General features: G+C 73.3%; 11 protein-coding genes. 3 read left to right on the top strand and 8 right to left on the bottom strand.

The window, feature by feature from the left end; translation table 11 throughout:
• Positions 1-87 precede the first annotated feature (87 nt).
• Together ABL310_RS21865 and ABL310_RS21860 are read right to left on the bottom strand one after the other, a co-directional pair.
• Complete coding sequence (locus ABL310_RS21865) at positions 88-1,566, bottom strand: tripartite tricarboxylate transporter permease (protein WP_349369109.1); 1,479 nt, start codon at positions 1,564-1,566, stop codon at positions 88-90.
• Complete coding sequence (locus ABL310_RS21860; protein ID WP_349369108.1) at positions 1,563-2,012, bottom strand: tripartite tricarboxylate transporter TctB family protein; 450 nt, start codon at positions 2,010-2,012, stop codon at positions 1,563-1,565. The genes ABL310_RS21865 and ABL310_RS21860 overlap by 4 nt, the downstream gene beginning before the upstream one ends.
• 137 nt (positions 2,013-2,149) lie before the next feature.
• Between ABL310_RS21860 and ABL310_RS21855 the strand changes: the two genes are divergently transcribed.
• Together ABL310_RS21855 and ABL310_RS21850 are read left to right on the top strand one after the other, a co-directional pair.
• On the top strand, positions 2,150-3,127 hold the full coding sequence (locus tag ABL310_RS21855; RefSeq protein WP_349369107.1) for a tripartite tricarboxylate transporter substrate binding protein: 978 nt from the start codon (positions 2,150-2,152) through the stop codon (positions 3,125-3,127).
• A gap of 227 nt (positions 3,128-3,354) precedes the next feature.
• Positions 3,355-4,989, top strand: coding sequence for a hypothetical protein (locus ABL310_RS21850; RefSeq protein ID WP_349369106.1), 1,635 nt, complete (start codon positions 3,355-3,357; stop codon positions 4,987-4,989).
• A gap of 53 nt (positions 4,990-5,042) precedes the next feature.
• On the opposite strand, the gene ABL310_RS21845 is transcribed toward ABL310_RS21850, so the two are convergent.
• From ABL310_RS21845 to hemP, 6 genes are all read right to left on the bottom strand, one after another.
• Positions 5,043-5,687, bottom strand: a complete 645-nt coding sequence (locus tag ABL310_RS21845) for a hypothetical protein (RefSeq protein ID WP_349369105.1) — start codon at positions 5,685-5,687, stop codon at positions 5,043-5,045.
• Positions 5,688-5,742: 55 nt separating this feature from the next.
• A complete protein-coding gene (locus ABL310_RS21840) occupies positions 5,743-6,240 on the bottom strand; it encodes a pseudoazurin (RefSeq protein ID WP_349369104.1) in 498 nt (165 codons plus the stop codon).
• A 213-nt stretch (positions 6,241-6,453) separates the two neighbouring features.
• Complete coding sequence (locus ABL310_RS21835; protein ID WP_349369103.1) at positions 6,454-7,287, bottom strand: heme ABC transporter ATP-binding protein; 834 nt, start codon at positions 7,285-7,287, stop codon at positions 6,454-6,456.
• Positions 7,284-8,369 carry a FecCD family ABC transporter permease gene (locus ABL310_RS21830; protein ID WP_374730347.1) on the bottom strand — a complete coding sequence of 362 codons (1,086 nt, stop codon included), beginning with the start codon at positions 8,367-8,369 and terminating at the stop codon, positions 7,284-7,286. The genes ABL310_RS21835 and ABL310_RS21830 overlap by 4 nt, the downstream gene beginning before the upstream one ends.
• Complete coding sequence (locus ABL310_RS21825) at positions 8,366-9,241, bottom strand: ABC transporter substrate-binding protein (protein ID WP_349369102.1); 876 nt, start codon at positions 9,239-9,241, stop codon at positions 8,366-8,368. Before ABL310_RS21825 ends, ABL310_RS21830 begins: the two co-directional genes overlap by 4 nt.
• Before the next feature lie 20 nt (positions 9,242-9,261).
• A complete protein-coding gene (hemP, locus tag ABL310_RS21820) occupies positions 9,262-9,432 on the bottom strand; it encodes a hemin uptake protein HemP (protein WP_349369101.1) in 171 nt (56 codons plus the stop codon).
• Between the two features lie 222 nt (positions 9,433-9,654).
• Here hemP and ABL310_RS21815 point away from each other — a divergent pair, with 222 nt between their 5' ends.
• Complete coding sequence (locus ABL310_RS21815; protein WP_349369100.1) at positions 9,655-11,691, top strand: TonB-dependent hemoglobin/transferrin/lactoferrin family receptor; 2,037 nt, start codon at positions 9,655-9,657, stop codon at positions 11,689-11,691.
• The last annotated feature ends 4 nt before the right edge of the window (positions 11,692-11,695 follow it).

The following is an 11,695-nucleotide window of genomic DNA, read 5'->3' as shown; positions in this document are numbered from 1 at the left end:
CCCTGACGCGGACAGCCGATCTGCAGGTTCGACACTCGAGAGTGCCGTAGCGTCATGTGACCAGGATGGGGGACTGCCGACAGCCCCTCACCGACCCGGAATGCCGCGCGCGCGGCGCACGAGAACGAGCACCAGGACCAAAGCCGCCGTCGCGCCGAGCACGGCGGCGATGGGCTCGCTCGCGAGCGCGGCGAGATCGCCGCGGGCGTGCGCGAGGGCGCGGCGCAGGTGATCCTCGAAGATCGGCGCGAGCACGAAGCCGACGAGGAGCGGCAGGAGCGGGAAGCCCGTGCGGCGCAGCGCGTAGCCGAACCCGCCGAAGACCGCGAGGAGCACCACGTCGAAGGCGAGTCCGCCGCTCGCGAGCACGCCCACGCCCGAGACGAGGACGATGCCCGGCACGAGCCACAGCGGCGGCACCGTGACGAGGCGCGCCCACAGGCCGACGAGGGGCAGGTTGAGGACGACGAGCATCAGGTTCGCGATCAGCATCGAGCCGACGAAGGTCCAGAACAGGGTCGGCTCGCGGTCCATCAGCGCCGGCCCCGGCGGCAGGCCGTGGATCATCATCGCCCCCACCAGCACGGCGGTGACGGCGTTGGAGGGGATGCCGAGCCCGAACATGGCGACGAAGCCGGTCTGGGCGCTGGCGTTGTTGGCGGCCTCCGGCGCGGCCACCCCGGCGATGTCGCGGCGCGTCTCGGGCTTGTGCCGGGAGACGCGCTTCTCGAGCGACCACGCGGCGAATGCCGAGACGAGGGTCGTCGCGCCGGGGACGAGGCCGATGGCGGCGCCGACCAGCGAGCCGCGCAGCGCCGGCGCGGCCCAGCCGCGGATCGCCGCCGCGCCGGGCCACCAGCGCGCGATCCGCGCCACCGCGCCGCCGCCGCTTCCGCGCGCGGCGAGGGCCAGCGCCTCCGACAGTCCGAACAGGCCGACGACGAGCGGCACGAAGCCGATGCCGTCGAAGAGCGCCCTCAGGCCGAAGGTGAAGCGCGGCAGCCCGTCGGGCCCAGGCGTCCCGACGAGGCCCAGCAACCCGCCGAGCCCCAGCATGGCGAAGCCGCGCGCGAGCGGGGCGGCGGACAGAACGACGGCGAGCACGCAGGCGAGCAACATCATCGCCGCGACGTCGGCCGACCCCACGGCGAGCGAGGCCTGCGCCAGCGCCGGCGTCGCGATCGCCAGCACGAGCGCCGACAGGATCCCCGCCACGGCCGAGGCCAGCGTCGCGACGGCGAGCGCCTCGACCGCGCGGCCCTCCCGCGCGAGCTTGTGGCCGGAGACCGCGGTGATCGCACCGGAGGCTTCGCCCGGCACGTTGAGCAGGATCGCCGTCGTCGAGGAGCCGTACTGGGCGCCGTAATAGATGCCGGCCAGCATGATCAGCGAGCCCGCCGGCGGCAGCAAGAAGGTCGTCGGCAGGAGCAGCGCCACCGTCGCCACCGGCCCGAGGCCCGGCAGCACGCCCACCAGCGTGCCGAGGAACGCGCCGGCGAAGGCGTAGCCGAGATGCTCGAGCGCGAGCGCGGCGGCGAGCCCGGCGGCGATGTCGGCGCCCGTCATCGCAGCGCCGTCGGCCAGAGCGGGAGCGGCTGGCCGACGAGGCCGACGAACACGCCGGCGACGAGGGAGGTCGTCGCGACGCCGGCGGCCAGCGCTGCGGGAAGCCGCGAGCCCGCCACGGCCGACGCCGCGAGGGCGCCGCAGAGCGTGCCGGACAGGAGAAGGCCGAGGAGGTCGAGCGTCGCGGCCAGGAGGACGACCGCCGCGAGGAGGCGCACGACCGTGCGCATCGGCACGGGATCGAGAGCCGCGCACGGGTCGACCTCGGCGTTGGGCGAGGTCACGGGCCGCCGCCGTGTCGCGAGCCCGACGAGGCTGGCGAGGCCGGCGAGCGCCGCCAGCGCCAGCGGCACGTCCGCCGGCCCGAGCCGGCCCGGCCGCCCCTCCGGCAGGGCGCTCGCGGCGACGGCGAAGGCCGCGGCCGTTGCCGCTACGGATATCTCCACGCAAATACTGTAATCCAACTTAGAACCAAGTAAGACTAGAAATCTTCGCCGATGCGCTTTTTGGTCGTTACTCATATTGCCTCTCAGCGAGAAACGGCTATTTCTTCGACACCGTTGTTCTAGACCAGGGAAAGACCATGTGGAAGAATATTCTCTCCGTCGGCGTCCTCGTCGGCGCGACCGCGCTCGCGTCCGTGCCGGCGCAGGCGCAGGACTGGCCGACCCAGCCGATCCGGCTGATCACGGCCTCGGCGGCGAGCGGCAACGCCTACGTCTCCGCCCAGATCGTCGCGGCCGAGCTGGAGAAGCGGCTCGGGCAGCGCATCGTGCTCGAAGCGATGCCGCAGAGCTCCGGCATGGTGGCGACCGAGCTCGTCTCCAACGCCGAGCCCGACGGCTACACGCTCCTCGTCGGCACGTCCTCGCAGCTCGTCTTCAACATCGCGCTGTTCCCGGACATGCCGGTCGACCTGTCGGAGACGCTGCGCGGGGTGGCCATGATCAACACCGTCCCGCTCGTCCTGGTGGTGAATCCAGAGAACCAAGCCGAGACCATGGCCGAGTACGTCGACCTGCTGAAGGCCGATCCCGGCGCCTACCAGTACGGCTCCGGGCCCGTCGGCACGACGACGCACGTCACCGGCCTGCGCTGGGCGAACGAGGTCGGGGTCGAGGTCGAGCACGTGCCCTACCAGGCGGGCTCGGAGGCGCGGCGCGACATCGTCGCCGGGCGCCTCTCGCACATGTTCGACGTCGCCGTGACCGCGATCCCGCAGATCGAGGCCGGCGCGGTGCGCCCGCTCGCCATCACCTCGCCCGAGCGCTCCGCGGCGCTGCCGGAGGTGCCCACCGTCGCCGAGCTCGGCTATCCGGGCTTCGAGGCGGCGACCTGGAATACCGTCGCCGCGCCCTCCGGCACGCCGGACGCCATCGTCGAGCGCCTCAACGCCGAGGTCGCGGCGGTGATGGAGACGCCCGCCGTGCGCGACCAGCTGCTCGCGCTCGGCGCCAACCTCGTCGCCCCGAAGACTCCGGCCGAGATCGACGCGTTCTACGCCGAGCAGCGGGAGACCTGGATTCCACTCGTGCGCGAGGCGATCGGCGCGGGCGGCTGACGCCCTCGGCGCACCCGCGCGCCGCCGCGGGTGCGCCTGCCGTGCGCGCTCGGCCGTCCGCCCCATCCCGCGAGCCGGGAGTTCGGTGGCATGCAAATCGGCGAGGATGGTTCTTTTACTCGAAATTATTCGAGTTCCAAAGTGGATACTACAAATCGCTTGATCTATACTATGATTATCTTGTATATCGGCTCGTCTTCCAACGCCTCGACAGAGGAGAGGGCTCCATGACCAGCCAGGCGGCCATCTCGCCATCGCAGACCCCTGCGCCGCTCCCGCGCGGCGCAAACGCTCCGCTCGATCGCTGCCTCGGTCTCGCGGCGTCGCGGCGCAGCCACGTGCCGGCGCGCTTTCCCGCCGTTCTGCACATGGCGAGGCCGGCAATGGTCTGGCTGGTTACCGACGACGAGGCGACGGCGCCGTCGGCCTCGGATCTCGTTCTCGCCGCGGCTCTGGAGCAGCGCTGCGCCGCCGTTCGACCGGTCTCCTGGCAGAGCGCGTCGGCCTGGGGCTGCGACGTGCCGCGGTGCGACGCGGCGATCATCCGCTCGTGCCGGAACGGCCGCCGCCGCGCGGACGCCTATCGCGACTGGCTCGACCTGTGCAGCGCGCTGGACGTCCCGCTCCTCAATTCCGCGACCTTGGTCCGCGAGGCGCTCGACGAGCGCCACCTCGTCGCTCTCCCGGGCCTCGGCGCGCGGACCGTGCGGCTGGAGCGGGCGGACGCCGTCGAGATCGCGCTCGCCATGGACGAGCGCGGCTGGCGCGAGGCCGTGCTGAAGCCGCTTCGCGCCGCCGGCGGCCATGACGGCGCGCTGGTCGAGCGGCATCGCCTGCTCGAAACGCTGCCGCCGCTCGCGGACGCGGGGCCGGTCCTGCTGCAGGAAGTCTGTCCCGAGATCGCGGACGGCGCATGGTCGCTGATTCTCGTGGAGGGCCGGTACGTGCACGCCGTGCGCACGGAGCCCCGCGCGCGTCGCGACGGCGGCCGCTCCTCGCCGCGCGTGCGGGCCGATGCGCCGACGCGCGCGATGATCGCCGACGCGGAGGCGCTCGTCGCCGCGCTTCCCGAGCGCCCGCTCTATGCCCGCGTCGACGGCGTCGGGCGCGCGGGCCGGCTCGTCGCGCTCGGGCTCGAGCTGAACGCGCCCGAGCTGTTCCTCGATCACGACGCCGACGGCGGCGCCGCGCGCCCTGGCGGCCGGGATCCTGGACCGGATCCGGCGACGCGCCGATCCCGCACGGGGGGAGGCGCGGTCATGAGCGCGATCAAGCATCTTCGGCGCCGTCGCGGCGGAGCCGCACCCGAGACCGATCTCGAAACGCCGCGCGCCAAGGAGCGGGCCGCCTGCGGCTGCGAAGGCCTGGGCCTGCCCCTCCTCGCCGGGGCGACGCGCGACCCGCTGGAGGCGCTCGCCATCGCGCTCGTGCGCTTCGCCATGGACGGCTATTTCAGCGGGCGCGTGGAGCGCTGGGACGCGGCCTTGCGGGCCTCGATCGAGGTTCTGGGGCCGGTCGACGGCCCGGCGGTGCTGGCCCGGGTTCTCGCGCTCGTCCTCGCGGTCCGCAACGAGCGGCGGCGTCGCTTTCGCTTCATGGGAACCCATTGCCTGCGGATCAGCGAGGACGAGATGGAGCTCCTCGCCGTGATCCAGGCGGCGCGCCGCGCGGACGCCGACCTTCTCGACGGCTTCGCCGCCATGCTCGTCGACCGCCCCGACGCGCCGCAGGTGAAGATCGCCGCCCACGCGCTCGCCGCCGCGCTCGACCGGCAGGCCTCGCGCGTCTCGGCCGATCGCCGGCGTGTGCGCGACGAGGCGGACGCGGCGCCGAGCGCGTATGCGAACGCGACCCGGCACTGAGGGGAAATCGCGGCGCTGCGGGCCTTGGCCGGTCACGGTGCGCCGCGTCACGCTCAGCAGCCGCGCGCCGCGTCCTGCGGGATCTCGGCGCGCAGGCGCCGCAGCGGCGCGGGGGCGCCGATCAGCGCGCTCGCCTCGAACCAGTCGAGCGCGAGGCAGACGTCGCGCTCGACCCCGTGCAGTCCCTCGGCGTGGATGAGGCCCAGCGCGGCCGCCGCCGCGCCGTCGCCGCCGCTCGCGGCCGTCCCGAGCCAGTAGAGCCCCTCCGCCCGGGCAGCGTCCTGGCCCGCCGAGACGAGGAGGAGGCCGAGCCGCTGCTTGGCGGGGAGGTGCCCGCCGGCGGCGGCGCGGCGATAGAGCGCGACGGCGCGCTCCACGTCCGGGCGCACGCCTTCGCCGCGCTCGTGCGCGAGGGCGAGTCGCGCCGCGGCGGCGGCGTGGCCCTGCTCGGCCGCTCGTTCGAGCCAATCGACGCCCTCGGCGAAGATTGCGGGCGTCGCGCCGCAGAAGCCGGCGAGGAGCACCTCGCCGACCACGGCCTGCGCCTGCGCGTTACCGGCCGCCGCAGCCCGGACGGCGTGCTCCGGCAGCTTCTCGCAGCCGACCGGCGCCGCGCCGTCGCCGAGGGCGGCGAGGGCCGGCGCCGCGATCAGGCTCGCGGCGAGCGCGAGCGCGCATCTGCGGTGAGATCGTCTCATGACGCGAGCTCCTCGCCTCGCCAGGGCGCCGGCGCATCCGGCGCAGCGGCCTGTCTCAGCTCACGAGGCCCTGCTCCGCGACCTCCTCCCAGATCTCGTCGAAGACGGCCGCGGCCCGGCCGCGATGGGCCACGCCGCGCGCCGCCTCGTAATTGTCCATCATGCCGTCGCCCTGCACGACGACGAGGCCGACCATGCCGAGCGCCACGTGCGGCGTGCAGACGTAGCCGTAGAAGCCGGGCCGCTCGAGCGTGACCGCGACCTCCTTGTTGAAGGCTCCCTTCCAGCCCTCGGCGCCCTCCGGGATCATCTCGTCGAGCGACGCGCTGTTGTGGCCGGGGTCGGTGGGCAGGAAGCGGACCGTGTCGCCGGGCTGCACGACGAGGAGCCGCGGCAGGAAGACCATGCGCAGGCGCGGCATGTCGGGATGGACGTTGAGCATCTTGACGTCGTGCGTCGTCGCCGCGCGGGCGATGCGGGGCGCCGCGAGCGGGGCGAGGGCGGCGGCCGAGACGAGGCCGAGCGCGGTGCGACGCGTGATGTTACGGGACATGTGTTCATTCCTCCGAACGGTTCCGTAGTTATTCGGTGTGCTGGCGACGGGTGACGCACCCTTCGGTCACGCCGAAGCTGCCAGTGAACTAGATTGAAGGTCAAGCCCTTCACTGGGGCGGAACGTCGCAATTACTCTAGATTGGAATCGGGTGAAGGAAGAATGCTGGTACGGGGCACGCATTAGGCTGCAGCCGTTCGAAAATAGACTTGCTCAGGACGTGGGAAACCGCGTCTCGCCGTCGCGCCCCGGCCGCTCCGGCAGGACGAATGGCGCGCCGCCCCCGTCGCGTCGCCGGACCGGCAGGGCGACGTCGAAGACGCGCCGAAGGAAAGCGTCGTTCAGCATCTCGCCCGGCGGACCCGCCGCCGCGAGGCGGCCGTCGCGCAGGGCGAGGATGCGGTCGGCGTAGAGCGCCGCGAGGTTGAGGTCGTGCAGCACGATCACGACGGCGAGCCCCGCCTCGGCGAGGCCGCGCGCCGCCTCCAGCAGGGCGAGCTGGTGGCTCAGGTCGAGGCTCGCCACCGGCTCGTCGAGGAGCGCCACCTGCGCGCCGACCCCGGCGGCGCGCCCGGCCTCGAGCTGGGCGAGCGCACGGGCGAACTGCGCGCGCTGGCGCTCGCCGCCCGACAGCGTCTGCACGTCGCGCGCGGCGAGGTGGAGCACGTCCGCCCGCGCCAGCGCAGCCGCCACGCGCGCGTCGCGATCCGCCCCCGCGATGCGCCCGCCGGCGCCGTCGAGGCCGATGCCGACGAGCTCCGCCACGGTGAAGGGGAAGGCGAGGGCCTGCGACTGCGCCATCACCGCGCGCTTCGCCGCGAGCCGCCAGGCCGGCCAGGCGCGCGCGTCGCGGCCGTCGTAGAGCACGCGGCCGGCGCTCGGCGCCCGCTCGCCGGAGAGGAGGGCGAGCAGCGTCGACTTGCCGGCGCCGTTCGGCCCGACGATCACGACGGTCTCGCCGGCCCCGACGGCGAGGTCGATCGGGTGGAGGAGGGTGCGGCCGTCGACGATCGCCGCGACGCCACGGGCCTCGAGGAGCGGGATCATGGGAACATGCCTCGCTTGCGCAGGAGTAGCCACAGGAAGAACGGCGCCCCGATCGCGGCCGTGACGATGCCGATCGGCAGCTCCGCCGGCGCGACGATCGTGCGCGCGAACACGTCGGCGCCGACCAGCAGCGCCGCGCCGAGCAGGGCGCAGGCCGGCAGCAGGGTGCGGTGGTCGGGCCCGATGGCGAGGCGCAGCAGATGCGGCACGACGATGCCGACGAAGCCGATCACGCCCGCCGCCGCGACGCTCGCCCCCACCGCGGCGGCGACGAGGACGATGATCGCGGTCTTGGCCCGCTCGACCGAGACGCCCAGATGGTAGGCTTCCGCCTCGCCGAGCGAGAGCGCGTTCAGCGCCCGCGCGAGGACGGGCGTCGCGAGGAGCACCGCCCCGAGGATCGGCGCGACGACGGCGAGCTCGCCCCAGGTGGCGCCGCCCAGCGAGCCGAGCGACCAGAAGGTGAGGTCGCGCAGCTGCCGGTCGTCGCTCAGGAAGGCGAGGAAGCCCGACAGCGCCCCCGCCAGCGCGCCGAGCGCGATGCCGGCGAGCAGCATCGTCGCGATCGACGTGCGCCCGCCGCGGGTGGAGACGGCGTAGAGCACGAGCGTCGTCGCGAGCCCGCCCAGAAAGGCGCCGAAGGGCAGGAGCACGAACGGGTCGAGCCCGAGCGAGGCGGGCACGAGCCGCTCGCCGAGGACGATCGTCACGCCCGCCGCGAGGCCCGCGCCCGAGGAGACGCCGACGAGGCCCGGATCGGCGAGCGGGTTGCGGAAGAGCCCCTGCATCAGCGCGCCCGCCACCGCCAAGGCCGCGCCGACGAGGAGCCCGGCGAGGAGCCGCGGCAGCCGGATGCCGGTGACGACGAGGGCGTCGCGCGCCTCGCCGCCGGCGCCGGTCGCGGCCTCCCAGAGGATCGCGACGACACGGCCCGGCGGAATCGCCACCGCCCCCGCGCCGAGCGCGAGCACCGAGACGGCGAGCGCCAGTCCCGCGAGGAGGACGAGCCCGACGCGGGCGCGCCGTCGCCGGGCGGCGATGGCGGTCGTGCTCGCAATGCTCCCCGCCACGCCCGCGCTCATCGCGCCGCCTCGGCGCGGATCTCGTCGACCTGCGGGTAGAGCGCGCGGATCAGGTCATGCGCCGCCATCGGCGTGCGCGGGCCGAAGCCCAGCAGCGCCAGCCCGTCCATGCTCACCAGCCTCTCGTCGTCGGCCGCGGGCGTGAGCGCGAAGGCGGGCAGCGAGAACACGTCCTTTGCCGAAAGCGCGTGGTCGCCCCGCGAGATCGAGAGCACCACGTCGGGCGCGGCCGCGATGATCGCCTCGTCGGTGACGGGCTTGTAGCCCTCGATCCCGGCCGCCGCGTTGACCGCGCCCGCGAGGCGGATGATCGCGTCCGCCGAGGTGCCCGCGCCGCCGACCATGGCGCGGCCGTTCTGCAGCGAGAGCACGAACAGCACCCGCACCGGCGCGTCGACCGCCTCGCGCGCGGCGGCGAGATCGGCGAAGCCGGCGGCGACCTCCTCGGCCAGCGCCTCGGCGCGCGCCTCCTCGCCGACGAGCGCGCCGATCGCGCGGATGCGCGCCAGCACGCCGGCCTCGCTCGGTTCCTCGCCGACGATCTCGACGGGCACGCCCGCCTGGCGGATCAGGGCCAGCGCGTCCGGCGGACCGGCGGCGTCGACCGCGATCACCCGGTCGGGCCCGAGCGAGAGCACGCCCTCGGCCGAGAGGGCGCGGACGTAGCCGACGTCCGGATGGTCCTCCAGCGCCTGCGGCGGATAGAGGCTCGTCGTGTCGACGCCGACGATGCGGTCCTCGACGCCGAGCGCGTAGAGGATCTCGGTGACGACGCCGCCGGCGGAGACGAGGCGCTCCGACGCGACGGCCGGCGTGGCGAGGCTCGTCGCGAGAGAGGCGACGAGGGCGGCGACGGCGAGGATGCGATGCATGGTGCGGTCCTTGGCTCGGCTCACTTGGTGAGGATCAGCTTGTTCGCGGCGGTGATGCGCAGCCGGTAGCTCTCGCCGTTGTGGCGGATGACCGCCTCGCGGCCCTCGCCGACGAGGGCGCGCACCTCGATCACAGGCGGCCCGTCCGGGCCCGGCGCGCCGGCCGCCTTCGGCTCTTCTTTCGAACCCATCTACTGTGAACTCCAGAGTAATCGTGTGTGTATCCTCATTCGAATTTTTCAAAAGAGGATATTTTCGAGTTTTGGATTGACGTTACTTGGCGGTTGTCATAGACGACGTCAAGCGTTCGCCGAGAGAACGGCGCGCACCAGCCAGCCAGCCCGACCCGCGACCCGTCTCGCGCCGGCCCGCCAGCCAGCCACGACGACAACGACGCTTCAGGATGGACGGCGATGCGTAAGATGTTTCTGGGGGCGGTATCGCTCGGCGCGCTGGCGCTGGGCGCGAGCGCAGGCGCGGCGCAGGAGAGCATCCAGCTCGACGCGATCACGGTGACGGCGACGAAGGACGAGACCCGCGCGGTGGACGCGCTGGCGGGAACGAGCGTGGTCACCCGCGAGGAGATCGAGCGCCAGGCGGCGCAGCGCATCGGCACGGTGCTGAACGCGCTGCCGAACGTGGCGACGCAGGAGAACGCGAACGATCCCGCGACCGCGATCAATATTCGCGGCCTGCAGGATTTCGGGCGCGTCGCGGTCACGATCGACGGCGCGCGGCAGAACTTCCAGCGCTCGGGCCACAACGCAGACGGCGCCTTCTTCCTCGATCCGGCCTTCGTCGGCCTCATCGACGTCACCCGCGGGCCGGTGGCCAACGTCTACGGTTCGGGCGCGATCGGCGGCGTCGTCTCCTTCGAGACCCTCGACCCCGACGACGTCCTCGCGCCCGGCGAGCGCATGGCGGTGGTCCTCGACGGGACGGGCGTGCTCGGGCGCCAGGAGGGGCTCCTCGGCTCGGGCGTCGCGGCCATGCGCCCGACGGAAGCCTTCGCCGCCTTAGCCGGCATCTCGCTGCGCAAGCTCGACGCCTACGAGAACGGCGACGGCGTCGTCGTCGCCGACAGCGGGCAGGAGATCGTCACCGGCCTCGGCAAGGTGGTGCTCACCCCCGCGCCGTTCCACGAGATCGAGCTTTCCGCGCAGCTCCAGCGCTTCGACTTCGCCAACGGGCTCGGCACCGCGCGCGAGCCGCGCCGCGACAACGAGGTGGTGACGGAAACCTACGTCGCGCGCTGGGGCTGGGCCGATCCGGGCAATCCGTGGATCGACCTGAACGTCTCCGCCTATTCCACCCGCACCGAGACCGACCAGCGCCAGCTCAGCGGCACGCCGGCCCAGATCGGGCGGCCCCGCTCCTTCGAGATCCACACGATCGGCGCGGATGTCCACAACACCTCCCGCTTCGACGCCGGCCCGGTCGCCTTCGCGCTGACCTACGGCTGGGACGCGTTCCGCGACGAGGTGACGACCTTCGACCCGTTCGGCTCCGCCGACCTGTTCACGCCGAAGGGCGAGCGGACGGTCTGGGGCGGCTTCCTGCAGAGCCGGGCGACCTGGGGGCGGTTCGACCTGATCGGCGCGGTGCGCTTCGACGCCTACGAGCTGTCCGGCGGCGGCGTCTCCTCCGACGGGCAGCGCGTCTCCCCGAAAGTGACGATCGGCTTCCGGCCGATCGAGGGGCTGCAGCTCTACGGCACCTATGCCGAGGGGTACCGCGCGCCGTCGGTGACGGAGACGCTGGTGGCGGGCGTGCATCCGCCGCCGGCGGCGTTCTCCTTCCTGCCGAACCCGAACCTGCGCCCGGAGATCGGCAAGACGCTGGAAGCCGGGCTCAACCTCTCCTTCGACGACCTCTTCCTCGACGGGGATCGGCTGCGGGGCAAGATCTCGGTCTTCCGCAACGACGTCGACGACTACATCGAGTCCGTCAGCAACGATCCGGGCCTGCCCTGCTTCCGGCCGCCCTTCCTCGGCTGCGCCGACGCCACGTTCCAGTACGTCAACGTCTCCCGCGCCCGGCTCACCGGCGCCGAGCTCGACCTCGCCTACGACGCGCGGGCCTGGTTCGCCAGCGTCTCCGGCGGCATCACCCGTGGCGACAATCGCGTCACGAACGAGCCGCTCGCCTCGATCTACCCGGACACGTTGTCGCTCGGCGGCGGGTTGCGTTTCCTCGACGAGAAGCTCACCCTCGGCGGGCGCGTCACCTTCGTCGCCGAGCAGGATCGCCTGCCGGCCTCGGAGGCGAGCCTGGCGAGCGAGGCGTACACGCTCGTCGATCTCTACGGCTCGTACGACATCACGCCCGACGCGCGCGCCTACGTGCGGCTCGAGAATGTCGGGGACGTCCGCTACCGGCGCTTCCGCGACGGCGCGGACAGCCCCGGCTTCGTCGCCAAGCTCGGCTTCCAGGCGCGGCTCGGGCATTGAGCGC

It is taken from the genome of Salinarimonas sp., from assembly GCF_040111675.1.
In the GTDB taxonomy this organism is placed as follows: Bacteria; Pseudomonadota; Alphaproteobacteria; order Rhizobiales; family Beijerinckiaceae; genus Salinarimonas.
The sequence above is the reverse complement of the archived record's forward strand: the minus strand, read 5'-3'. Positions and strand labels throughout refer to the sequence as shown.

Bases quoted from the DNA above. Each gene is read 5' to 3' on its own strand.
- ABL310_RS21815 (WP_349369100.1), top strand. From the start codon at position 9,655: ATGCGTAAGATGTTTCTGGGGGCGGTATCGCTCGGCGCGCTGGCGCTG.
- ABL310_RS21840 (WP_349369104.1), bottom strand. From the start codon at position 6,240: ATGTCCCGTAACATCACGCGTCGCACCGCGCTCGGCCTCGTCTCGGCC.
- ABL310_RS21855 (WP_349369107.1), top strand. From the start codon at position 2,150: ATGTGGAAGAATATTCTCTCCGTCGGCGTCCTCGTCGGCGCGACCGCG.
- hemP (WP_349369101.1), bottom strand. From the start codon at position 9,432: ATGGGTTCGAAAGAAGAGCCGAAGGCGGCCGGCGCGCCGGGCCCGGAC.
- ABL310_RS21830 (WP_374730347.1), bottom strand. From the start codon at position 8,369: ATGAGCGCGGGCGTGGCGGGGAGCATTGCGAGCACGACCGCCATCGCC.
- ABL310_RS21835 (WP_349369103.1), bottom strand. From the start codon at position 7,287: ATGATCCCGCTCCTCGAGGCCCGTGGCGTCGCGGCGATCGTCGACGGC.
- ABL310_RS21850 (WP_349369106.1), top strand. From the start codon at position 3,355: ATGACCAGCCAGGCGGCCATCTCGCCATCGCAGACCCCTGCGCCGCTC.
- ABL310_RS21825 (WP_349369102.1), bottom strand. From the start codon at position 9,241: ATGCATCGCATCCTCGCCGTCGCCGCCCTCGTCGCCTCTCTCGCGACG.
- ABL310_RS21845 (WP_349369105.1), bottom strand. From the start codon at position 5,687: ATGAGACGATCTCACCGCAGATGCGCGCTCGCGCTCGCCGCGAGCCTG.
- ABL310_RS21865 (WP_349369109.1), bottom strand. From the start codon at position 1,566: ATGACGGGCGCCGACATCGCCGCCGGGCTCGCCGCCGCGCTCGCGCTC.